21 protein-coding genes are annotated in these 24,203 nt (G+C 50.5%); 9 read left to right on the top strand and 12 right to left on the bottom strand.

Going from position 1 to position 24,203, the window contains the following annotated elements; genetic code table 11:
- Positions 1-2 precede the first annotated feature (2 nt).
- Together MRY86_RS03900 and MRY86_RS03895 are read right to left on the bottom strand one after the other, a co-directional pair.
- The gene (locus MRY86_RS03900) at positions 3-1,859 is read right to left on the bottom strand and encodes a DUF4139 domain-containing protein (protein WP_293570517.1); all 1,857 of its coding nucleotides are present in this window, start codon (positions 1,857-1,859) and stop codon (positions 3-5) included.
- 54 nt (positions 1,860-1,913) lie between these two features.
- Positions 1,914-2,978 (bottom strand): proline iminopeptidase-family hydrolase, encoded by a 1,065-nt coding sequence (locus MRY86_RS03895; protein WP_293570516.1) that lies wholly within the window; start codon positions 2,976-2,978, stop codon positions 1,914-1,916.
- A gap of 178 nt (positions 2,979-3,156) precedes the next feature.
- Between MRY86_RS03895 and MRY86_RS03890 the strand changes: the two genes are divergently transcribed.
- Positions 3,157-3,588: a hypothetical protein gene (locus MRY86_RS03890; protein ID WP_293570515.1), complete on the top strand. Its 432-nt coding sequence runs from the start codon at positions 3,157-3,159 to the stop codon at positions 3,586-3,588.
- A 93-nt stretch (positions 3,589-3,681) separates the two neighbouring features.
- On the opposite strand, the gene MRY86_RS03885 is transcribed toward MRY86_RS03890, so the two are convergent.
- The 7 genes from MRY86_RS03885 to MRY86_RS03855 form a co-directional block, all read right to left on the bottom strand.
- A complete protein-coding gene (locus MRY86_RS03885; protein WP_293570514.1) occupies positions 3,682-4,755 on the bottom strand; it encodes a sterol desaturase family protein in 1,074 nt (357 codons plus the stop codon).
- A gap of 33 nt (positions 4,756-4,788) precedes the next feature.
- A complete protein-coding gene (locus MRY86_RS03880; RefSeq protein WP_293570513.1) occupies positions 4,789-5,319 on the bottom strand; it encodes a hypothetical protein in 531 nt (176 codons plus the stop codon).
- Between the two features lie 4 nt (positions 5,320-5,323).
- Entirely contained in the window at positions 5,324-6,649 is a 1,326-nt protein-coding gene (locus tag MRY86_RS03875; protein WP_293570512.1) for a sulfite oxidase, read from the bottom strand.
- 96 nt (positions 6,650-6,745) lie between these two features.
- Complete coding sequence (locus MRY86_RS03870) at positions 6,746-7,834, bottom strand: sulfurtransferase (RefSeq protein ID WP_293570511.1); 1,089 nt, start codon at positions 7,832-7,834, stop codon at positions 6,746-6,748.
- 19 nt (positions 7,835-7,853) lie between these two features.
- Entirely contained in the window at positions 7,854-9,179 is a 1,326-nt protein-coding gene (locus tag MRY86_RS03865) for a porin (RefSeq protein WP_293570510.1), read from the bottom strand.
- A 426-nt stretch (positions 9,180-9,605) separates the two neighbouring features.
- The gene (locus MRY86_RS03860; protein ID WP_363325473.1) at positions 9,606-11,183 is read right to left on the bottom strand and encodes a M1 family metallopeptidase; all 1,578 of its coding nucleotides are present in this window, start codon (positions 11,181-11,183) and stop codon (positions 9,606-9,608) included.
- 120 nt (positions 11,184-11,303) lie between these two features.
- Positions 11,304-11,948, bottom strand: coding sequence for an MBL fold metallo-hydrolase (locus MRY86_RS03855; protein ID WP_293570508.1), 645 nt, complete (start codon positions 11,946-11,948; stop codon positions 11,304-11,306).
- Positions 11,949-12,206: 258 nt separating this feature from the next.
- On the opposite strand from MRY86_RS03855, the gene MRY86_RS03850 reads away from it, so the two are divergent.
- From MRY86_RS03850 to MRY86_RS03835, 4 genes are all read left to right on the top strand, one after another.
- The gene (locus tag MRY86_RS03850; protein ID WP_293570507.1) at positions 12,207-15,716 is read left to right on the top strand and encodes a hypothetical protein; all 3,510 of its coding nucleotides are present in this window, start codon (positions 12,207-12,209) and stop codon (positions 15,714-15,716) included.
- A 79-nt stretch (positions 15,717-15,795) separates the two neighbouring features.
- Positions 15,796-16,527, top strand: coding sequence for a sulfotransferase family 2 domain-containing protein (locus MRY86_RS03845; protein ID WP_293570506.1), 732 nt, complete (start codon positions 15,796-15,798; stop codon positions 16,525-16,527).
- A gap of 57 nt (positions 16,528-16,584) precedes the next feature.
- On the top strand, positions 16,585-17,310 hold the full coding sequence (locus MRY86_RS03840; protein ID WP_293570505.1) for a sulfotransferase family 2 domain-containing protein: 726 nt from the start codon (positions 16,585-16,587) through the stop codon (positions 17,308-17,310).
- 13 nt (positions 17,311-17,323) lie between these two features.
- On the top strand, positions 17,324-17,968 hold the full coding sequence (locus MRY86_RS03835) for a sulfotransferase family 2 domain-containing protein (protein ID WP_293570504.1): 645 nt from the start codon (positions 17,324-17,326) through the stop codon (positions 17,966-17,968).
- A gap of 72 nt (positions 17,969-18,040) precedes the next feature.
- Here the strand turns inward: MRY86_RS03835 and MRY86_RS03830 are convergent, their stop codons facing one another.
- Both MRY86_RS03830 and MRY86_RS03825 read right to left on the bottom strand, forming a co-directional pair.
- Positions 18,041-18,280 carry a hypothetical protein gene (locus MRY86_RS03830; RefSeq protein ID WP_044146463.1) on the bottom strand — a complete coding sequence of 80 codons (240 nt, stop codon included), beginning with the start codon at positions 18,278-18,280 and terminating at the stop codon, positions 18,041-18,043.
- Between the two features lie 240 nt (positions 18,281-18,520).
- Positions 18,521-19,111: a sigma-70 family RNA polymerase sigma factor gene (locus tag MRY86_RS03825; RefSeq protein WP_293570503.1), complete on the bottom strand. Its 591-nt coding sequence runs from the start codon at positions 19,109-19,111 to the stop codon at positions 18,521-18,523.
- Positions 19,112-19,417: 306 nt separating this feature from the next.
- Here MRY86_RS03825 and MRY86_RS03820 point away from each other — a divergent pair, with 306 nt between their 5' ends.
- The 3 genes from MRY86_RS03820 to MRY86_RS03810 are packed head-to-tail and all read left to right on the top strand — an operon-like array spanning position 19,418 to position 22,808.
- Positions 19,418-20,476: an isopentenyl-diphosphate delta-isomerase gene (locus MRY86_RS03820; RefSeq protein WP_293571028.1), complete on the top strand. Its 1,059-nt coding sequence runs from the start codon at positions 19,418-19,420 to the stop codon at positions 20,474-20,476.
- Between the two features lie 46 nt (positions 20,477-20,522).
- On the top strand, positions 20,523-21,878 hold the full coding sequence (locus MRY86_RS03815; protein WP_293570501.1) for a hydroxymethylglutaryl-CoA reductase, degradative: 1,356 nt from the start codon (positions 20,523-20,525) through the stop codon (positions 21,876-21,878).
- Between the two features lie 15 nt (positions 21,879-21,893).
- Positions 21,894-22,808: a GYDIA family GHMP kinase gene (locus MRY86_RS03810; protein ID WP_363325472.1), complete on the top strand. Its 915-nt coding sequence runs from the start codon at positions 21,894-21,896 to the stop codon at positions 22,806-22,808.
- A 3-nt stretch (positions 22,809-22,811) separates the two neighbouring features.
- Here MRY86_RS03810 and MRY86_RS03805 read toward each other — a convergent pair whose 3' ends face one another.
- Complete coding sequence (locus tag MRY86_RS03805) at positions 22,812-23,315, bottom strand: hypothetical protein (RefSeq protein WP_293570500.1); 504 nt, start codon at positions 23,313-23,315, stop codon at positions 22,812-22,814.
- Positions 23,316-23,507: 192 nt separating this feature from the next.
- Here MRY86_RS03805 and MRY86_RS03800 point away from each other — a divergent pair, with 192 nt between their 5' ends.
- Complete coding sequence (locus MRY86_RS03800) at positions 23,508-23,636, top strand: hypothetical protein (protein ID WP_262501593.1); 129 nt, start codon at positions 23,508-23,510, stop codon at positions 23,634-23,636.
- The last annotated feature ends 567 nt before the right edge of the window (positions 23,637-24,203 follow it).

Here is a 24,203-nt window from a genome sequence, read left to right as displayed (position 1 = left end):
CATCAATCCACCAGCAACCGCTGCTTCTTCGGGTAGCGCACTGCATACTTCAGCGTGCGGTCAGCGGTAGCACCTGCCGGAAGAGAAAAAGACCAGGTGACAGTCCCAGTTGCCTCATCAAGCTTACCGCCTTCATGCCCCAATTGTACCACCTTAATATCGTCATCTTTGGGTAGGGGATACTGATCTTCTACCCGCAGTGACACCGGATAGCTATTGGTATTTCGGATGGTGGTTTTCCAACTCCGCTCTACGGTTTTATTGCTGCCCAGAAAGCTGGTGCGCGATTGATCCCGCACCCGCTCGCGTTTGACGATGATGTCTTCGTCCCGCCCGACAGACAGGGACAGGGTATCCTCAAAAGCGGCCATATCCAGATAGGTATTGCCCTGATAAGTGCCTTTGAAGAACAGATTGGCATCCCCGCTGAGCAGGCTGTACTGCGACCAATCGGTAATTTCAGCAATCAGGTACGCCTCTTTGGATAGTTTGGGGACGAGTGCATAATAGTAATTGGCCGGCACTTCGTTGGCTGCCATGTGCACATCATAGGGCTGATTATCTGCCGGGATGGTATAAGGGAGTTCGATTTCAAACTCAGTGCTGGTAGCCCGTTGTTCGATAGCGATAGGGACGGGTGCAGGCTTTTCCGGTTTTGGGCGGGCTTTCCTGCCAAAAACGCCTGATGCCGCGCCTGTAATTACTACTTCATCCAGCATCATGCCCTCCGAGCTTAGGCGCACGTTAACGGTGCTTCCCCTTACCACCACCTGCTGATTAGCGTATCCGACATAGGAGACCAGCAGTGCCGACTGTCCGGCGGGCATTTCCAGCTCAAAACGCCCTTCCATATCCGTCACTGCTCCGATAGTAGTCCCTTCAACCAGAACTGACGCCCCAATCAGCGGTTCCCCGGTTTCCTGGTCCAGAACGGTCCCGCTCACCCGCTGACTGCGGCCACGGTTCGCTGTAGGCTGACGGGCAGGGGGTGCATAGTAGTTGTTGAAGGTAAGGTAATAAGGGCTTAGCCCGGGCTTCACATTGCTCATCGTAGGATTGCCAGTGGACAGGGTCAGGCGGGTGTTCAACCAGTCCTCCCCGGCATCCTGATACACTTTGGCTTTGTAGTCCAGTGTCAGCGGTTGCTCCGTACCCTCCACCCGGATATTGTAAAAAGGGTCCCAGCCAGCCTTGGGCACTACATACTGAAGTTCTACTTCTGCCGGTATGTTTTTTGGGGCATTCACCACGACTTTGACGATGACTTCGGGATCAGCCTCTGATTTGGCGTTAAGCTCCAGCAGTTGGTTCCCCAGCCGGACCATCTGCTTTTTGTACCCGACCGATTGCTGCCGGATACGCTGCAGGTGCCCCTCAATATCCATTAACCGGGTGCGGTACAATACAGCGGCACGTTCCAGTTCATCCACCGCTACGCCATCACTGCCGCCCAGCGATTGGTTCGCCAGAAGCAGGTCACGCTCACGTACATAAACCTGTGACCGGTTGGATAAAGCCTGTAAGCTGTCTCTTAATGCCAGTTGCTGCTCCTTCAGGACTGCGGTCAGGCTATCTGAATCCGCTTCATTCAGGTAGTTGACTTCCTGCGCAATTGAGACTACGGTGACGGACTGATCGATCTTCAGCTGCAAGCTTTCTTCCTGTAATTGGAAGGGCAGTTTTTTGAACAGCAACTGCGTCTCCCCTACCGGCAATTCGACCGTGGCAGTGCGGGTAACCTGCGCTCCCTGCCGGTAGACGGTGACATGCTCAATTTTGGAATCAACGGTGCGCCCGGACTGAGCGTAGAGGGTGCTCAGTGCACAAAGCAGAATCAGGGAAAGGAAAGTCGTTTTCATAGCGGTTAAAGTTTAGGGGGTGAGTAAGCCTTTCACCCCCTAAAACTACGCTAATTATTTGGCGGCATCAACCTCATTCACGAAGTCAATCACGCCTTTGAAGTAGTTATCGGCATCATCGTACATGGCCCAGTGGGCGCCTTCCGGACAATAATGATAGGAGCCATTGGGCAACTTGCCGGCCATCATTTCCATAAAATCAGGATCCATGGTATCGTACTCCGCACCTATAGAAAGCGTCGGCACAGTGATTTTAGCGAGGTCCTCTGTGCGGTCCCATTCCTTAAGGGTGGCATCGCCCACTACACCAAACTCGCTTGGTCCCTGCATCATGAGGTAAATGCCATAATTGATGTTGGTCAGGGCGCGGATGACCGGGTCCGGCCATTCCGCCAGGGGCATGCGCAGTACATGCTTGGGGTAATAATGCGTCTCTACCAGCTCCAGATAGCGCTCATCCGTGTACTGCCCGGCGGCCTCCAGCTTGCGGATTTCGGCCAAAGCATCAGCAGGCAGGCCAGGGGCCAGTTCTTCCTCCGCGTACTTCACGTAGGCGGGGATGGAAGACATCATGTTGGAAATGATAAGCCCCTTGAGATTTTCCTGGTATTTCAAGGCGTACTCAATGCCGAGAATGCCGCCCCAACTGTGCCCGAGGATGTAGAAGTTGTCTTTATTGAGCCCCAGCGCCTGGCGCACCTGCTCTACTTCCTCCACAAAGCGGGGGATGTTCCAAAGCGAAGTATCTTCCGGCTGATCGCTGAAATGAGAGCCCAGCTGATCATAGTAATAATATTCGATACCTTCTTTGGGGAAGTAGCTGTCAAACACTTCAAAATACTCGTGGGTAGCGCCTGGTCCACCGTGGAGGAGGAGCACTTTTTTGGTCGGGTTATTGCCCACCCGCTTGGTCCAAACCTGAAATTCGCCGGAAGGGGTATTAATAGTAATGCGTTTGGCCCCGCCGCTGATTTTGTCGTCCATACCCGAGTAATCCAGGTATTGCTCGTAGTCTACGCCCGAAATTTCGGTTGGTGTTTCGTTGGAAGGTTCATTGTTCGGGGCGGGAGAACAGCCAGACAGCAAGGCCAGCACCAGCAGCAGTGTTAAGTTTTTCATTTTGTCGTTTGTTTTAATTCACAATAAATATAGGGCATAAACAGCGTTCTCAATAGTTGGTTTTGAAGCTTTGGCCGGGACAAGGGGGAAAAATATTGCTTCCGGCGGGTATCTTTTGCCGCATGCTGCAAATAGAGAAAGTGTATCTATTAACAATTAACCCTTAAAAACAGTCAACATGATGAATTACCGAATTTCTCCCAGCCGCTTTTTCGCAGTCTTTATCTTAATCCTGGCTCTTTTCCCTATGATTTCATGCGAGAAGGAATCTTTTGTACCTGCCCTCACACCTCAGCTTGTTGAGCCTCAAAATCTGGCAGAAGCAGAGCACATGCCCAGAGAAAAAGCGCATATGCAGGATTCCACTTTTGTTTTCGATATACAGGAAAGCTACTGTACCCAGTATGGCGTACACCTGAGTGTTCTCATCGACCGGCCGGAAAACTACAGCTTTAAATGGGCGATCGATGGCAGCCACGGCGGGCATAACAGTTACACTCCTGGCTGCGTCTGTGGAAGTACGGCAACCGTCTTTATCACTCGCTTGTCAGATGGCATGTCTATACGCCATACAGTTGATCTTCCGAACTGTGGAAATGACCTCGAATAAGATAACTCTCGTTGCCTCTAATAAAAAATGCCCGGGAAGCAGTCGCATCACTACTCCCGGGCATTTGGTCTTTTGGGGTCTTAATCCAAAATTCTATTTAGCAGGCGTTACCGGCAAGTCGTTTTCACTTACCCGCTCTTCTTTGTGGACATTTACAAAACCATGCAGGTTTTGGCGGACAAAATCTTCCGGAAACTCCTCCACACCGGGGAAGCCCAGGCGGATATCCCGGCCGTTGAACGGAATGTAGGCTGTGCCGAAGATATAATCCCAACAAGCCAGCGTCAGGCCAAAGTTTACGCCAAAGCGGTGCTCTTCCGGCAGGTCATAGGAGTGATGCCAGATATGCATCTCCGGGCTGTTGAAGAGTTTCTTCATGAACGGGCCAAGCGCGAATGCACCAAGCGCAATACTACCCGCTACGGTTCCCAGCTGTGCCGCAAGAGAAGGATCTTGCAGGACATTCACCTCAAAACCACCGGTAGCAATGATCAAGCCAACGAGCGCTCCAAGTATACCTCCGGTAACATAACCCGGTACGGTGATGTTGGAGTGGTTGTAGTGGCCTACTGCGAGGGTGAAGATGTGAATGATGAAGAAATCATAAAGTCCAATACCCAGCAGGGCCAGCGGGATGTACTCCAGCGAACGGTACACTACGTTTTCCATCCAGTGGTAGCGCAGGTGCGCAGCAAAGCCCATCTGCTGAACCGAGTGATGTACTTTGTGGAATTCCCAAAGGAAGTCGCTGCGGTGCAACAACCGGTGTACCCACCACTGTACAAAATCACGGACCAGAAAACCAACCAGCAGGATGAGCCACATGGGGGAACCATTCAGTGGGTTATTGGCCTGCAGGTCGAACCCGCCGGTCACAGCCTTGATACCATCATTAAACAAATTCACGATGACATCCGAAGCTGCATTATAAATGATCAGCGAAAACAGGAAGAAGTTGAAAAACATGTAAAAGAAATCCAACCAGAAGTCCTTCCTGAATTTAGGCTGGTCTTTGCGCCAGGGCGTTACCACTTCCAGAAAAAAGAAGAATGCCGACACGATCAGCAGCCAGTAAAAATAGTTTTGCCACCCCGGGTGGGTGATCTCATACCACAGGTAGCTTGCATAGCCACTGTAGCCTTCAACAAATATATCCCAATACTTCATGACGAAAGGTTAATTTACAGTTTACAGTTTACATTACAGTTCAAGGATGTACCACTCGATGGCATCCATATCAAGATTGGCCCGACGGCTCGATTCCTCAGGTGCGTAGTTGGCGGCCAGATAGTCCAGTATGGTTTTTTCCTGATCGCCCAGGTCCCAGAGCCCCTGAGTCTCCTGCATCCAGACAATCATGTTCTTCCAGCCATCACGGGTAGCTTTATTCTGGGTGACCAATTTGGCAGAATGGCAAGCCGTACAGGTTGCACGGACGGTTTCCCAGCCTTCCGCAGCAATCAGCCCGGTCTCCAGGTGGATACCATCTTCCACCCGGTCCATATCAGCCGCCTTTTCAGCCATACGCTGTTGCGAGATTTCTACAGGGACTGTTTGAGGGTCGTCAAACCACCCATTCAAAGCGGGCTGGAACAGGGCAAACAGGAACAAACCGACGACCGCAAAGAAAATAGCGGACACCGTTTGGACAATAAGACCGATGGTACCCAGCCACCGCTTTCGGTAGGCTTGTTTTTGCTTTTCGGTCAAATGATCAGGTAGGTGTAACATAATATCAGATTACTTTTACAGCGATTCTATGACAAGCGTTATTGAGGTAGCCTTTAGGGTTCCAGCCAGGCAGGATCATCGGCTGTGCCGTGCCCCGGCTGTCGGTAGCACGTGCCCATACCTCGTAGTAACCTCTTTCCGGGAAGCTGACTTCAGCATTGAAATGCTGCCAGGCCAGACGGTTAGCTGCAGCTTCAAGCTTGGCAGGCTTCCAGGTGGCACCAAAGTCGATGGAGTATTCCATCTTTTCCACACTCAGCTCACCCGCCCAGGCATGACCGCGGATTGGCAGCTTCTGCCCTAAATTCAGAGAAGCACCGGTCTTTGGGTAAGTAATGAGGGACTTAACAGGCATGCTCTCAATGATGCACATGTCTTCGTCTTTCACTTTGGTACCCGGAGCGACAGGCTTACAGGGTACCCGATAAGAAGGAGCTTCCATCTTCGGCCCGTCATGTACTTTATTGCGTACCAACAGCTTAGTTAGCCATTTACCGGAAGTGGAAGCCGGCCAGCCACCCGTCACCAGGCGAAGCGGATGCCCGTTTTGGTAAGGAATATCCTGCCCGTTCATTGCCCAGGCGATAATGGTTTCGTCCTGCATCGCTTTTTCCATAGGCACACCCCGAGAGATCGGCTTCTTCTCCGGATTGCCACTCACGTGGCGGTCCATGCCTTCATAGCCCACATAAACGGCATCTCCCTTCAGACCTACGTCATTGAGCACGTCTTTCAGGCGTACCCCCGTCCAGGAAGCACAGGCTACCGCGCCAACTCCCCACTGATTGCCCTTGGCGGGCGGGTTGAACTCGGAACGGCCGTTGCCGCCACACTCCAGCGTGAGGGCATAGGTGTGGTGTTGGAACTTATCTTTTAGTTCCTGTATCGTGTAGGATTTCTTTTGGCGCACAGACTCGCCCTCTATGGATAGCGTCCACGTATTCACGTTAATTTCATCCTCCTCTGGCGGAATGCCGTTGTTGCGGATGAAGAACTTATCTGCCGGTGTGAGTTTGTCGTCCAGCAAATGAGCCGGCGTCTCCACATTGAGCGGCCGGTCATTCAGTACAATCAGGTCCGGGTGCTTACCTGGTATCTGAAACGGGGTGTCTTCCTGTGCCAGTCCGGCAGGGATCATTCCGGCAGGAAAATGCTTTCCGTAAACCATAGGTGCTCCAAGTGCGGCTCCGATGGCGAGCAGCGCTCCTTTACGCAGAAAGCCACGCCGGGTTTCCGGGTCAGATTCACGCCCCCAAAGCAGGCGGTCTGCTTCGATAGGGTCTTTGGCATAAAGCTCGTGCAAGCCTACTTTTTTCTTGCGATTCTTCATTGTAGAACTGTATTAGTAATGCAGATTTTGGCTTTTGTACCTGGGAAAACCTCTGGTACAGCACATTTTGAAAGTGGTATACCGGAGGTTTTAATTTTATTCCGCAGCTTTACTGAGCTCAGCTTCAAGCTCGGCAAACCGCTTTTTGTGTTCCGCATCGTCAATATCCCGCTCAATAGCTACGCCCCCTTTGTTGACGTAGTTGTGGCTCCACTCTATCCAGGATCCGTCGTAGTTTTTTACATCCTTAAACCCTAGTATTTCAGTGAGCACATAAGTCGTGTGAGCGGAACGCACACCAGACTGACAATACGCAATAACTTTCTTATCAGGCATAATGCCTGCTTTCTCAAAGTTGTATTTCAGGTCTTTTAGTGATTTGAACCGGTGGTCTCCGTTGAGGTCCACCGCATCTGACCAGTTCAGGTGTATGGAACCAGGAATACGTCCGTAAGTGAAAGCCCCCTTTTTGTAAGGGTAGCAAACCCCTTTGCTAACGTAAGGCACACCCTGATACTCTTCAGGTTCGCGGGTATCCAGCAGAATATAGTTCGTATCGGTCATGGCAGCCAGCACATCTTCCATACTGGCCAGCCGGGTATAATCAGGAGCATTGCTGAAGGCATAAAGCACGGGATCGGCTTTGGTCGCTTCGGTAGCCAGTTCAAAACCGTCGGCCTTCCAGGCAGCTTTACCGCCGTTCATGACTGCCATATTTTCATGGCCGTACATATCAAGCATCCACATGAATCGGATAGCGTCCACGCTGCCTTTGGTATCATAAATCACCAGGAAGTCATCCGCACTGATACCATTGCTGCCCAGGAGCGCAGCCATTTCCTCGGGTGATGCCCGCATGCCTCCATAGTTATATCCTCCGCCTTCGTAATCCGGGCGCCAGAAATTAACCGCGCCGGGCAGGTGCCCCTTTTCGAAGGCTTCTTTTTTGCTGATTTCGATGACTTTGAAGGCTTTTCCTTCATCGTACATCGCCTTTACATCGGCGGTTTCAACTAAGTGATTGGCTTTGACAGAAGACTTTAGGGATTCATCTACCTTCTCTTCGACCTCAGTAGTTTCTGTTTGTTTTTCGGAATCAGCTTCTGACTGGCAGGAAATTACGAAAAAACTTAGGAAAAAGCCTAGCAGCAGCAGGCCGGAGTGGTGTAAACGTGACAATTTCATGATAATCATTGGTTAAGGTTTAGAATATGGCGTGCAAGCCAAGGCCCAGCCAGTTGCCACGGCGGATGGCACCAATACCGCTCTGACTAAAGAATTGATTAACCCGGGCACCATCGCCGGCCGCCCCGGGGTCACCATCGCGCCAGGTGTAGTGCAACATGAGTTTAAGGTTTCGGCGGTCCAGGTAAAAGTTTACGCCCGCATCATAAGTCTGCTCTGAGCCTGAGAAGAACCCTACCGCAGAAGCATCTGCCTGTTCTTCGGCTGTTTCACCGCCATTGAACTGCATGACCATGAATACGGGCTCCAGCATGTACTTGCCTACCGTAATGTTGTAGCCTACGCGAACGTGGCCGGTATTGGAAGTGTAATCAAAGGAACGGGAAGCGCCATCGCCCGTTGTCCGGGTACTGGAGCGGGTCATAAATATCCACTCTCCATCAAGGTTGAGCGGGCCCCAGTTGAGCAGCATGCCAGGGCCAAAAGCCAGGGATTCTTCGAACAAGTCCGTCTGCCCCTGATAGGAAGCATTGAAGTCCAGCGAAACGCCCTTACGCTTGTTGTAAAAGTTCGTTTCATACCCAATCTTGTACTTCGTCAGTTCCGGGTCGCCCAGATAAAGTACGGCGCGACCGGCAATCAAAGGCGCAAACTCCCGGCCCACCGTTTGCCCCAGCGGGCTTGTCGTCAAAGGGTTGAAAACACCAAGGTTGTAATTGAGCCCTACCTTTTCTCCCTGAAACAACCCGCCAATATTGAGGCCTGCAGCCCGGCCGGGCCCAGTGCCTACTAAGTGGCGGCGTACATAATTCTGAGACATCGACTTCTCAAAGGAATTGACCGACCAGCCGGAAGTAATGCTTTCCCGCTGCATTTGCGGACGGAACCAGCCCCCTGTAAGCCACGCAGCCTGACTGCCTTTGGTGAGCTGATACTGGAAAAAGCCATCCCATACTCCGAAGTTGGGCTGGGCAGGGTTCGTGCCGCCTATGCTTGAGCTGAGCAGGTCCCGTCCGGCAAGGTCGTAAAACATCGCCAGGGAGTACTTCAGTCGCGGATAAGGCTCGCCTCCGATGAGCAGGCGCGCCCGGCGGAGATTGGTATTCAGGCGGTTGTCTACGCCTTCGTATTCGCCAGTTTCTGCATTATATACTTCCTGATCCATAGAGTACAGCGACCATAGCTGTACCATCATCCGGATATTGAATTTGAAGTCTTCCTTTTTTTTGAGCCACATTTCCTGAACAGGAACCTTCTCATCTGTAGCTGTCTTTTCTTGTGCCTCCAAAGATTTAGCCGCCATAAGTACAAGCACTAATGCTAACCCAAAAGTTAAGCCTTTCATTTACTGAATTTGGTTTTGGTTAATGTTTTGGTTTACAAATATCTGCGCATTGCAACGAATAGTTTGTGCGTTTGCGCACACAAGGAAGCAACACGGGCAAAATATAATAGGCTTACGAGTTAGTGCAGTAGGCGGGAACAGAGCATGAATTGCGATTGCATCAGATCAATACACAAGGGCTCTATCCCATGACCGGTCAGAATTTAATGCCAAACTTACAGCATTTCACCCAAACATGTTCAATACAAAACGCAAATTTTCAATTTTTATATTAAAAAAAGCACACTTAACCAAAAAACCTACCAAACCAATATGAAAAACCGGAATAATCTACTTTAGACAGCAAAGCCCCGCCAAGTTAGTACTCGACGGGGCTTTGCCCGTTAACCCTATTTCCCTATAGGATTTACACTTTATGCAATGTCGCTAATCTTTTATCTGTAGCCTGGCGTAAAAATCCCGCTGCACTTTTAGGTCATCCGTTCGCTTAAGGTTGATTCGTTGCCATTCCGTATCTGGTTTTAGTGCGACCGGCTCGCCTTTGTGCAATAAAGTTACGGGCATATCAAATCCGGCTATGGTTTGCTCCCAGCGGTAAGAGAGCTTGCCTTTTTCCCACTTACACGCCAGTACCGGTATACGCGTATCGCGCAGGTACTGATCAAAAACCGGCTGAAGGTCCAGCCCTGATTTTTCGATGAGGTAATCCTCAATTTGTTTCGTGGTCACCGTTTGGTGGTAAAAGTCCTTGTTCATGCCCCGGAGTATGCTGCGCCATTTTTCATCATCGCCCAGAAGGGTGCGAATGGTATGAAGCATATTCGCTCCCTTGTAGTACATATCCGAAGAGCCTGCATGATTGACATCGTAATCGCCGATTACAGGCCGGTCATTCATAATCGCCTTGCGGGTACCAATTACATAATCTGCACTGGCTTCGCTGCCATAATGATAATCGAGGTAGAGGTTTTCAGAGTAAGCGGTAAACCCTTCGTGTACCCACATGTCGGCAATATCTTTGTAGGTGATGTTGTTGGCAAACCATTCGTGTCCGGCCTCGTGTATGATAATAAAGTCGAACTTTTGCCCCCAGCCCGTACCACTCAGGTCCATGCCCAGGTAGCCATTCTGATATTTATTGCCGTAGGTGACTGAGCTTTGGTGCTCCATGCCCAGGTAAGGGACTTCAACCAGCTTAAAGCCATCCTCGTAGAAAGGGTAAGGCCCAAACCAGTGCTCGAAGGCTTCCAGCATCATCGGCACCTGCTTGAACTGTGTTTTGGCTTTATCCAGGTTGCCGCGCAAGACGTAGTAATTGCAATCCAGGTTTCCTTTTTCCCCCTTATAGATTTCTGACCAGTTTACATAGTCTCCGATATTGACGTTTACACCGTAGTTGTTGATGGGGTTATCAACATACCAATGGAAAGTGTGGGTGCCGTCATTGTTTTTCTCCACGCTCCGTAGCTTCCCATTTGATACTTCTATCAAGGAATCCGGCACCCGGACGCTGATCAGCATACTATCCGGCTCATCGTACATATGGTCTTTGCAGGGCCACCACAGGCTCGCCCCTTCCCCCTGACAAGAGGTCGCTACGAAAGGGTTGCCGTTTTCGTCTTCGTCCCAGCTCAGCCCGCCGTCCCAGGGCGCACGGACTGCCACCCGGGGCTTTCCACCGTACTCCAGTACCAGTTCGTATACCTGCCCCGCCTTAAGGCTTTGGGGCATTTGTATGTAGTAAACATTGCCATCACGGCTGTATTCCAATGGCTGCCCATTTTGCACCGCGCCCCGAAGTGCCATTGGCGGCTGCAGGTCAATCTGCATGCGCTTGCCGGGCTCCAGTACTCTATACTGGACTGTATTCCGCCCTTCAATAGTCCGCTCAGCCGGGTCAACTTCAATATCCAAGTGGTAATAAGTCAGGTCCCACCAGGCACGTTCAGGGGTCACCGCCCCACGGAGGGTGTCCTGACGGTCAAACTGGGCTACTAAGAACATCGGTAGCAGCAGGAAAAGAAAAATCAGGGCCGCAGAAGCGGAAAGTTTTAAGCAGTTCATAGATCACTAAAGTTGTTGAGGATCAACAATAAAACGTTGCCAATCAAGCAAAAATTGGCGTTACAGGAATGGATTATGTTGCTTTTCGTAGCCGATATTAGTTTCGGGCCCATGCCCTGGGTAGACGGTCACATCCTCACCGAGTGGCATCAGCTCGTTCCGAATGCTCCGGATCAAGGTATCAAAATCTCCCCCAGGCAGGTCGGTCCGGCCTATACTGCCCATGAAAAGCACATCTCCGGCAATCAGGAAACGATCGTTTTCGCAAAAGAAAGAAAGGCTTGCCGGAGAGTGGCCAGGCGTGAACAGCGCTTTGAGGGAAGTGTTGCCAAAGGTGATCTTTTCTCCGGGCTCAATAAACCGGCCAGGCTCTCCTGTAAAATTGCCGGAAGGGAGGGGCAAGCCAAACATAGAAGCTGACTGAGGGGCTGCTTTTAACACTGGCACCTCCCCTTCATGCATTTCCAGCTCCAGCCCGTAGGTGTCCATGACAAATTGGTTGCCAAAGACATGATCAATATGACAGTGGGTGTTGATCAGGCGAACCGGCGTCAGCTCCTGTTTTTCGATAATAGCTTTAAAGGCAGCCCTTTCCTCTGCTGAGTAGCAACCGGGGTCGAAAATGATGCACTCCCCCGTCTCATCATAGACGATGTAAGTGTTTTCCTGGAAAGGATTAAAGGTCTGTTTGAGTACTTCCGCCATTTTTCGAGGCAAGTTAAATAAAAAAGCCCGGCTATGGCATAAACGCCTGCATTACCAATAATTCTCTAATCCAGCGGTTCAATCGCAAAAGAAAGTTCGCTGTTTTCCGTTCAAGTTAAATGATAAAGTAGCCTGCGCGGCAAAATTACCCAGCCTTAATATAAACCGATGGCCCCGTGCGACTGTCTTTATAATGCGTACTACATCATGAAACTACTGCTCCGGCATTGCCCGATGCGCCCAAATCGAATTTTCCATATGCGTACCTACCTACTTTCACTACTTTGCCTCCTGCTATCAGCCACTGTTGTTTCCGCTCAGGGCATACAGGTGGAGTTCGGGAAAAACCGAGTGCAGTACCACGACGACTTTGCAGAGTGGTCACAGTACGAGAGTGATAACTTCGTAACCTACTGGTACGGTGAAGGGCGCTATATTGGACAGGCTGTAGTACAACTGGCGGAATACGACTTCCAGGAAATCCAGAATGTCTTGGAGCACCGGATCAATGAAAAAATCCAGATTATCGTATATACCGACCTGACCGATGTCAAGCAAAGCAATATCGGCAGTGAGGATACTTTTGTCAATAATGCAGGTCAGACGAAAATTGTAGGCAACAAAGTGTTCGTCTACTTCGATGGCAACCACCGCAATTTACGCAAGCAGGTCCGGGAAGGCATCGCTAGTGTGTACCTGAATGCTATGCTATTTGGCTCCAACATTCAGGAGATTGTTCAGAATGCGGTAATGATGAATCTGCCGGTCTGGTTCAAAGAAGGGTTGGTGGGTTATGTAGGCGAGCGCTGGAACACGGAACTGGACAACCAACTGCGGGACTACATTCTTTCCGATGAATTTGAAGGCTTTGAGCTGCTTGCCGAGCGGGACCCCAAGCTTGCCGGGCATTCGCTTTGGCATTTTATCGGTCAGCAATACGGAAAATCTCAAGTGTCCAACCTCCTCTACCTCACCCGCATCAACCGAAGTATTGAAAATGGCTTCCTTTATGTCCTGGGCATGCCGTACGAGCGTGTAGGACTGGACTGGGCGGTATTTTACAAAGACCGGTACTCTGTGGAAGAACAGCGCCGGGACACACTTTCCTCTGCTCCACTGGCCATTAAAAACAAGCGCAACTTACCCGTTACGCGAGCCAAAATCAGCCCGGATGGCCGACAAGTAGCCTACATCATCAACGAGATCGGGAAGCATCAGATTTACCTGTATGATATAGCTAAGGGAAAGTCAAACCGCATTTTTAAAGGTGGTTTCCGAAATGCTTTTCAGGCTACGGATTACAACTACCCCATCATAGACTGGAACCCGAACGGGCAGGAGATTGCGATCCTCTACGAAAAAAGAGATGTCGCTTACCTCCGCATCCATAATGTACGTACCGGCAAGCACACCGAAGAGCCGCTATCTTCCGAATATCAGCGGGTATACAGCATGTCCTACGTCAATCCTATCACTATGGTCTTTTCAGCTACCGTGAGGGGGCATTCTGATATCTTCCTTTACTACACCAATACCCGGCAGACCCAACGCATCACCAATGACTTTTGGGATGACCTCGATGCCACATATGTAGAGATCGATAACCGCCGCGGCATCCTTTTCGCATCCAACCGTCAGGACACCTTGCTGAAGCAGGAAAAGCTGGACAGTATCCTGCCCATCGATGATTTCGACCTCTTTTATTATGACCTGGAGGACCGCTCTGAGGAACTGGTCAGGATTACCAACACCCCTTATGCTAACGAGCGTGAACCTATGGCAGTGGATACGACCTGGTTTTCCTATCTCAGCGATGCGTCGGGTATTTACAATCGGGCGTCCGGTTATCTTGAGGAGTACATCCACCACTATGATCAGCTGATTCAGCTGGAAGATGGCTCTGAAATAAGGTTGCATGTTGATTCTACCATGTCTAGCCTGGACAGCACTCTAATCGATACCATCATCATAGAGCCTGTGATCAAAAAGCGGGCTGTGACCCAGCCTAACACCAACTACCACCGAAATATCCTTAGGCAGGATAATGCCCGCCGGACAAACCGCGCCGTTCAGCTGGTTTTGGAAAATGGGCAACATCAGTTGCACCTCTTTCAGCCTGCACCCTCAGATGCTATCAGCAACGCTGCGGAAACCGGATTTCAGCAACAGCGGTCTGCCGAGGTCAAAAAAGCAACGGTCGTTGAGCCGAAGAAAAAGCAACAGGTGCCCCCTTCCTCAAGGCAGAAGCCTACCATGTCTATCCTGACCGAGTCGGATAAGGTCAGTGTAGATACAGTCCGGGTAGATGAAAGCCGGAGAGATACAGGCAAAGTAGACATTGACAACTACCTTTTCCAAAGTGAGTTTGACGACGAAGAGAGTGAGCCCACCGTCATTATAGTTCAGGAGCCAGAAAACGAAAACGAACCGGAGCAGGTCAGAATTATCACCAGCGACCGTCAGCTTTCTGATGTCATGAACCGCCCGGGGCTACGTACTAAAAAGCCTTACGAATTCCGGTCATCGAAGATTATTCCTTATCGCCTGGAATTCAGGACGGACTTTGTTACAACCCAGCTGGACAACAGCCTGCTTTTCGACGGGCTAAATAGTTTCGCTGCCAACCCGGATGGATTCAACCTGCCCAATCCCGGTATTTTGCTCAAAGCGAACTTCAAAGACCTGTTTGAGGACTACGAATTTGAAGGCGGCGTTCGGGTGCCCACCACCTTTAACGGGACCGAATACTTTGTGACTTTTAAAGACAAAAAACGCCGCCTGGACCGGCAGTATGCCATTTACCGGCGTAACCAGCAATTCTCATCAGAAAGCCTTTCCTTTGTGCCCAGCCGCCGGGAAGTGAATATCCTGCTTGGCCAGTATGGCGTGCGCTATCCGCTGGACATATTCCGCAGCCTGCGGGCAACGGGTACCCTGCGCAGAGACCGGGTTACTCAACTCGCCACAGAGCGCAGTTCCCTGCAAGTGCCTACTACCAGTGAGCAGCGGGCAGGGCTCAGGCTGGAGTATGTGTTTGACAACACGCTGGATGTGGCGCTCAATATCAAGAATGGCTCCCGATACAAGATTTTTGTGGAAGGGGTTAAGAAATTCGACCTGGGCTTCACTGATGGAGTTTCCTTTGACTTTGCCCGCGGGGCTATGGGCATTGTCGGCTTTGATGCCCGCCACTATCAGCGGTTCCTGAAACATTCTGTAATCGCCTTGCGCGCTGCCGGGGCTACTTCTTTCGGCTCAGAGCGCATGGTCTACTTCCTGGGCGGTGTGGACAACTGGCTGTTCAACAGCTTCAACAACGAGATTCCCATTCCGGCTTCCGGAGAGGATATTGCCTTTCAGGCGTTGGCCACCAATATGCGGGGGTTTGACCTGAACATTCGAAATGGCAGCTCATACATTTTGTCCAATATTGAGCTGCGGATGCCCATCTTCAAGTATTTTTCGAAGCGGGTACGCTCACAATTCTTCCGTAACTTCCAGGTCGTGGGCTTCTTTGATGTGGGTACCGCCTGGGAAGGCAACGACCCCTATAGCGAAGAGAACCCTCTGAATACTTCAGTAGTGGACAACAGTGGTCTGGTCTCTGTGAGGGTCAACTATTTCCGCGACCCCATTGTCGCAGGTTACGGCGCAGGGCTAAGGGCTATGCTATTTGGCTATTTTGTTCGGGTGGATTATGCCTGGGGCATTGAAACCCGCGTGGTTCAGGACCCCATGTTCTATCTTTCCATTGGGACTGATTTTTAGTGGGTGGCTTGACCTGTGGAAGGGTGGTCAAGGGAATAGAGCAGCCGGATATTTACACTAGAGGTTCAAAACAGTTTTTGTGAAGCTTTTTCGTGATCTAAGCAGCATATTCAAGGGAAAGGAAGCGGCTTCGGCAAACCAAATGTACCCGGAGCTGCTGTGTATTCATATCCCTAAAACAGCTGGACGGACCTTTCGTCAGGCGCTTAAATGCCATTATGGAGAGGACGGCGTCCTGACGCTGGATCATCAGTTTCTCAAAAAAAGAAATGAGACCCTGGAAGACTATCCTGTTAGGAATTATCCTGTAGTGCACGGGCACCTGTTTTTTGATCAGTTGCAGCCTTTCGCTACTCCGGCAAGCAGGTGGATCACCTGGCTAAGGCACCCTGTGGAACGGGTACTATCTAACTATTTCTTCTACTGTACCAACGGCTATGTGACCCGGAAAAAGAAAGACCCTCACCTACAGCTTATGACATTGGAAGAGTATGTGCATCTTCCCAAAAAACGTAATGTCATGACCCGGTTCTTAGGAGAATTACAGCTTCGGGATTGTTTCTTTGTCGGCCTGCAGGAACATTATTCCGAAGACCTGGGGCAGCTTGCTAAAAAACTGAATTGGTCACTGCCAGTGGAGCATTTCCAGCTGCGTATTAACGTCAACTCCTCCAAACCTAATCTGCACCAGGCTATCTCAAAAGACTCCCGGCAAGTCATTGCGGCACTCAATACGGAAGATATGGCGCTCTATGAAGAGGCTACTTGGCTTCGATCGCAGGGTTATTGGCGTCCCCGGTTTCTAACCTGATGCTCTTTAAGTCTGACTTTTTTTGGTTTTATTTGTATTCAATAAAACCATCCAATTTTGTTCACTTCTTCATCCGGACGTGACTTACTGAGGCAATTGAAGCAAAGGTGGCGTGGATTTACCGGTCCACCATACCCTCATTTGTTATCTATACATATCCCAAAAACAGCAGGACGGACCTTCCGGGAAATTCTTAGATCTCAGTACGGTGTGAATGGTGTCTTATCCCTGGACCATCATTATCTGGCTAATCGCAAGGAGAGGCTCGAAGACTATCCCACTCATCGCTACCCCGTTATACATGGGCACCTTCCCTACCAGCAAATATCAAAAGTAGGGCTGCCCACTTCCAGATATATTACCTGGTTGCGCCATCCTGTAGACCGTGTTATTTCTAATTACTACTTCTATTGTTCTTCAGAATACCCTGCCCTGAAAAGAAGAGACCCTACCAAAGAGCTGATTCCTTTTGAAAGATTTATTCGTAGGTCCACCCGGCGGAATATCATCTGCAAGTACTTGGAGGGCATGCCTCTAAATGAATTTTTCTTTGTCGGATTTCAGGATCAGTTCGATACGGATATTAGAAAATTGGGACAGAAATTGGGTTGGCAACTGAATGCTGAGCACTTGGCTCTTCGTATCAATGACAACACGAAAGCCAGACAATCCGCCCCCTCTCTGTCGGAAGAACTCATTTTAAAAATCCGGGCTTACAATGAAAAAGACCTGGCACTTTACGAAAAAGCCAAACAACTTTCAGAACAGGAGCTCTGGAGCTAAAATCACTTCCTAAATGAAGCCATCCCTGATTTCCATACACATCCCCAAAACAGCTGGTCAGACGCTACGGCATTTACTTGAGCTGACCTACGGAAAAGATCAGGTCTTAAATATCAATAGGGGCAGGCTAGAAAGGCAAGGTAAAGCGCTTGTAAGTCTTCATCCGGAGCAATACCATGTCTTGCACGGGCATCTTCCTTACCGGGCATTCATTTCGCCCTATCATGATTCCGAAACCCAATTGATTACTTTTTTGCGCGATCCGGTAGAGCGGGTCCTGTCCAACTTTCGCTACTATCGGAAAAAGAAGGCAGAGCGGCTTGAAGCCGGCAAAACCGTACGCCACAATTACGACCTGGAAACTTTTATTGAACTGGAAGAACGGCAAAATGTGATGGCTCGTTTTCTTGAAGGGCTGGAACTAACCGACCTCTTTTTTCTGGGTTTTCAGGAGCAGTTCCTGCAGGATATTAGGCTCCTAAGCAAAAAGCTGTCTTGGGATATCCCGGAAGAAGCCTTCCTAATTAAAAAAAACCCGACTCCTTCAACTGTTAAAACGGACAAAGCCATACGCCAACGCATTGCAGCGCTCAATCAGGCGGACCTTGAACTCTACAATCGGGCTATAGCCTTGAAATCAGAAGGGTACTGGCATTAAAAAACAGCTGCAGTCAGCATTTAGACAGCAGCTGTCAGGCTTCTTAAGCCAAGGATGTCAAAAGTACACAAGCTAAGCTGTAGTAACTCTAATCTTATCTTTAATGGACTGAATGAGCGCAGGGGAAGGTTTTCGGCGATGGATCTTACTCTTAATAAACTCCCGGAAGGATTTTTCCTGACTTAGGACTTTCAGGTAGGCGGGGTTGGATTTGATTTCAATCAGCAGTTCTCGTTCGTCGCTTTCACTGAGTTCGTTGTCGAGATACATCGTGACTTTTCTGACGAGTTCCTGATAGTTCTGATCTCTCATTGTGATACGTTTTTTACTGTTGGGTAGTCCGCCCGGTTAACGTAAAACAGAGGCTCCGCCAGAATGGCACCGTCACACCATCCGTACTTACCGGATACGGGCACGGTAGCGTATGTGAAAATTGGTGTTTGTGGATAAGGCGTTGCATCTCTTTGCGTTTAAGGATAGCCGGCAATGAAGCCTGAGTGCCATGCACAGCAGGCTCCACCAACGGACTACTTTGAGTAGTAGGTTAACGAATTATTTGCGTTTGTCTTTGTAGCCCAAAGACGCCGCGTATGTTCTCAATTGTTCTTTTAGCATATTTCTGGCCCGGTGCAGGCGGGAACGAACCGTACCGAGAGGGATATCCACAATCTTGGAAATCTCTTCGTACGTGAACCCTTCCACATCACAAAGCAAAATCACCACACGGAAATCGACCGGCAATGCATTAATCGCATTGGTCACCTCATCACCCATCATACCCTGAAACATCTCTTCTCTCAGGTCGTGGTAGGACGTAAGGCTCGAATCTTCTTCGTCGTGGTAGTTGATGATCTCCTCATAGTCAACCTGTGTGGGCTGCTTGCTCTTCTTCCGGTACTGGTTGATGAAAGCGTTTTTGAGGATTCGGAACAGCCAGGCTTTGGCATTGGTTCCGGCATTGTAGCTATCGATAAAACGATAAGCTTTGAGGTAAGTCTCCTGCACGAGATCGTTAGCGTCCTCCTCGTTATAGGTCAGGTGGTACGCGAAGGTGTACAGGGCATCAATTTGAGGCAGAAATTCTTCCTCGAAAACGTTGCTGTTCGAACTGCTCATCGTTGTTATTTCCTTCGTCTGTACCATAAAGATAGCATTTTTGAGCAATCAGCAAACTCCCGGGCATTGTAAATCCGCACGATGCTGACTGAAGCTAAGAAGCTGCAGCTCCACTGTTTGCGCTGCAATTTACCCTTCACACGACCATCAACTGAGATCGGAAAAAAAAAGTTTCCTGACCCGAAAGAAAAATATCCACACTTTGCCTGAGCACCTACAAACCAAGTGTATGCGGCAACCATTTAAGGAGGCTGTTGTTTCATCGTTCCGAAGCCCGCACCGAGATGCTGGCCAACCTAAAGCTGATTTTTGCTGGACAAAACCACGATTTTTATGACCTTTGCGAGTAAACCCTTAGATGTGGACACATTATCTCCCAAGGAAGACCCCACGGCTTCATCCAGAAAGCGTGACCATATTGAACTGGCGTTCCGCTCCCAGGTGGAAAGTGGCACCCTAGACCAGCGGTTCTACTACGAACCCCTCCTGTCCGGCCATCCGGAACGGGGCAGCCTTAAAAGCTTCCTGTTCCTGGGCAAAACCATGCGCGCGCCGGTATGGGTATCTAGTATGACTGGAGGGACAGATTGGGCCAATACCATTAACCACAATCTGGCCAGGGCTTGTAAAGAGTTCGGTATGGGCATGGGGCTGGGCTCCTGCCGCCCATTGCTGTACAGTAACGATAGCCTGCCCGACTTCGATGTCCGCAAAGAAATCGGAGATGACCTTCCGCTATTCGCCAATCTGGGGGTAGCTCAACTAGAAGAGCTCATCGACCATGGAGAATTGTACAGGGTACGGGAACTGACCGATAAATTGCAAGCAGATGGCCTCATTATCCACGTCAACCCATTGCAGGAATGGCTACAGCCGGAAGGAGACCGTTTTGTGCGCAGCTCCCTGCAGGTCATAGAAATAGTACTTGAAAAAATAAACCTACCCATTATCGTCAAAGAAGTGGGGCAGGGCATGGGCATGGAAAGCCTTCGGGCGCTTATGCAGCTCCCCCTTGCTGCCATTGACTTTGCCGCAAATGGAGGCACCAACTTTGCGCGACTGGAAATGCTACGGGGCGATGAGGTCAAAGCCACCATTTACGAACAACTGGCACATGTAGGGCACAGCGCGGTCGAAATGACACTTATGGCCAACCAATTGATTGAAGAGCTTGGCGACAAAGCCGCCTGTCGGCAGTTCATCATTTCCGGGGGCGTGCGGACTTTTCTCGACGGTTATTATTTGACGCAAAAGCTGAATGCACCTTCTATATACGGGCAGGCTTCCGGCTTCCTTCGTCACGCCCGTGGCAGCTACGAAGAACTTCAGGCCTATGTGGCCGCCCAAATAGAGGGCCTTGAATTAGCCAACGCCTTTCTCCGCGTACGATAAAACAGCGAATAAAGCGGTGCACGCACTGCTACTTTAACCTATAAACATGCAGGATAAGACGATTTCAGGTTTTTCACGCCTGTCCAAAGAAGAAAAACTGACCTGGATTGCAGAACAGTTTTTCGAAAAACCACAGGAAACCATCGAGGAGCTCAAGACCTTTTGGCATGCAGATGCTGAGCAGCAGCGTATTTTCGACGGTTTTAGTGAAAACACTGTCAGCAACCACTTCCTTCCCTTTGGCATTGCCCCCAACTTTATTATCAACGGTGAGGCATACGCGATGCCCATGGTGATTGAGGAAAGCTCAGTAGTTGCGGCCGCATCCAGCGCCGCAAAATTCTGGTCTAAACGGGGTGGTTTTCATGCCAAAGTGTTGTCTACCCGTAAGGTCGGGCAGGTACACTTTAGCTGGACTGGAAATGGAGCCGCCCTTAAAGCAGCTATGCCTGATATCGAGCAGCAGCTCCGGGAAGACACCCGCCACATTACCGCCAATATGGAAAAGCGGGGGGGCGGTATTCAGGATATTGAGCTGGTGGACCTCACTGCTGAAGAGCCAGGTTACTTCCAACTGCGTGTTACATTTGAAACCTGCGACTCCATGGGCGCCAACTTCATCAATTCCGTACTGGAAGAATTTGGCATGAGCCTGCAACAGCTGGCGTCAACCCACGAAGTCCTTCGCCGGGAAGAAGCCGCTCTGGACATTATCATGGCCATTCTCTCCAACTATACCCCCGAGTGCATCGTCCGCACCTGGGTGGAATGCCCCGTGGAAGCCCTTGATGCTGCTGGACAGAATATGGATGCAGGTACCTTTGCGGAGAAGTTTGCCAAAGCCATCCGTATTGCTCAAATCGATCCCTACCGGGCAACGACACATAATAAAGGAATCTTCAACGGCATTGATGCTGTGGTACTGGCTACCGCCAATGACTTCCGGGCCATTGAAGCCTGCGGACATGCTTATGCGGCACGGGACGGCCGTTACCGAAGCCTCAGCAGCTGCACGGTAAAGGATGGGATTTTCAAATTCTGGATGGACCTGCCCCTGGCGGTAGGTACTGTTGGTGGGCTGACCCGCCTCCACCCTATCGCCCGCATGTCTCTGGAAATGTTGGGCCATCCGAGTGCAGAAACCCTGATGATGGTCATTGCCACGACCGGGCTCGCACAAAACTTCGCAGCCGTGCGTTCACTCGTCACCACAGGCATTCAAAAGGGGCACATGAAAATGCACCTGCTCAACATCCTGAACCACCTCAAAGCGACACCGCAAGAGCAGGAGCAAGCTACGGCATTCTTTGCCGACAAGGTGGTGTCCTTTACTGCTGTGCGCGACTACATCAAACAAAGCCGCAATAACCGGCTCGTACCCGAACACTTTTTGAAAAAATAGCAAAACCTAACGACCATCGAACAAGCGATTCATACCAACGGTAAAGTCCTGCTGACCAGCGAATATGCCGTACTCGACGGGGCACTGGCACTCGGTCTGCCGCTCAGCCGCGGACAGTGGCTCCGCGTAAGAACTGCACCACAGGCCGCACACCACAGCTGGGAAAGCAGATTAATGAATGGCTCCACCTGGTTCGAAGGTAAATTCGCTGCCGGTGGGATGCTCCTACAGGCCAATGATTTACAGACCGGCAAGCGGCTGGAGACTATTTTCCAGGGCATCGAAAAGCAACGCCCTGGCTTTTGGAGCAATCAACCTTACCTTGCCTTTGAAACCCAGCTGGAATTCCCCAGGGAATGGGGGCTGGGCAGCAGTTCCACGCTCATTGCTGGCATTGCCCGCTGGGCTGGTATCGACCCTTTTCAACTTCTGGAAGACACCTTCAGCGGATCGGGCTATGACATCGCCTGCGCCAACAGTCAGCACCCAGTGCTTTTTCAGCGGAGGCAGGGACAGCCTTCCTACGTGGAGGTCCCTTACCAACCTACTTTTTCAGATAAAATCTCCTTCGCCTTTCTGGGGCGCAAACAAGACAGCCGGGCGGGCATTGCCCGGTACCGCAGCCGGGGCAGCGGCACTGAGAAGCTACGTGACCGTCTTTCGGAACTGACACTGCTTTTCTTACAAGCACGCACTGCTACCGAAGCCACCCTGGTACTCGAAGAACACGAAGCGTTACTTTCCAAAACTTTAGGCTTACCCACTGTAAAGGAAAAGCACTTCCCTAACTTCCCAGGCGTCGTCAAATCGCTCGGGGCCTGGGGAGGCGACTTTGTGATGGCCATTAGTGAAAAGCCCGCGCAAGCCGTACAGCAGTACTTCAAAGTCAAGGGCTTTGAAACCGTTTTCGGTTATCGGGAATTTGTTTAGCTTCTAATCTAGTTGTGGCGAGCGCTGAGGCAGGATCACTTTATGGTCTTGGTTTGGAATGCAGGTATTGAGCTTTTGCAGTACCTGCTGCAGTGCCGGTACAAATGGCTTATCGTAAGAATAGCAGACTTTGGTCTCACCTTTATACTGAATTTTCAATTCCGTTTTAAGAGAGGGTCGGGCAACCGGTGTGTACGCTACGCAGTCCGTCCCCACAGCCATCAGGCGGTTGCGCTCTGCTTCCTGTAATATCTCGTTGTAGCATGTTTTAGACAGCACCCGATTGACAGACACCTCCGCTTCCGGGTCGTCAAATCCTTCGATGAGAATGGTAAGGGCCTCTCCCTGCATGCGATATACCCTCAACTGCCTTTGAGGAAATTCCTCCGGCTCTACCGTCTGCCGGATTTCCAGGTAGAAAACGCCCGGCAATGGTGGGTCCTCTTGGCTGAATAAGGAAAAAGAGGCAACAAAGAGCGCGATCAAAACGGTGCAACAGTATTTCATTCTTCGGTTTTCTGTCAAAACGCTCCGGTCAAGGCCCATGTTCAGGTGCAGGATTTGCCCGATACCTTGGGCAATTTGGGAATACTTCTTATTTTTGGCTCTGAACGGGATGGCACCGGCCACCTATCGGCAATCAATAACAGAATCAACAATCGAGATATGGAAGCAAATGCAGAAAATAAATCAACAGCAATGGACTGGATCCTTTTCTTAGTGTCCACTGCTGTCGTCATCCTCATGCTGATTTTTATGAACGAGTGGTTTTGGGTCGCACTGCCCTTCTCCCTCACCTACCTGGTGAAGGCCCTGCGCGCGATGTAAAAACAGCTTCAGCATTGAAGAGACTGGAACAGCCGGCTTTCCTGTGGAGAAGGCTGGCTGTTTTGTTTTTGGAGGCATTTTCTTCACGATCAACACCGCCTTGCAAGCCCAGATCGCCCTTCTCCTCTCCCGCCTCTACAAGCTGAGCTGGGCGGAGGCGAAACTGGTGGCCCCGGGGGTTGAGATGGGGGAGGAGGAATATAGGACGGTGGAGGTCTTAAACAATAAGACATGGCTAAAAGGCAGTCAAAGAGAAAGCAGGTGCGCCCCCCTACAGGGTCGGGCATACCACTTCATTGCCCGTTCAACTGATATTTGACGCCTACAGCGGCAGGGGCCGGATAAAAGAGTTCATCATTTCAGGTGAGCTCCTGTCTGTGCAACCAGGTAAAGTTTTTCACCAGAGCACCTGCCTGTGAAGCCTGCCTGCCATACCGCTACGCCGGGTCGGGCAGTTGGGGCTGCCATTATTCGCCGGGACCTAAGGGCTTTTCAGCTAAGCAGATGTCAGCATGCTCCCCGGTACGGGCTTATAAGCGCACAGAGCCAGGTGACATAGAAAAGCTG

Origin of the sequence: Phaeodactylibacter sp. (genome assembly GCF_022763345.1) — a bacterium.
Lineage (GTDB): Bacteria > Bacteroidota > Bacteroidia > Chitinophagales > Saprospiraceae > Phaeodactylibacter.
This window is presented reverse-complemented; position numbering and strand designations above follow the sequence as displayed.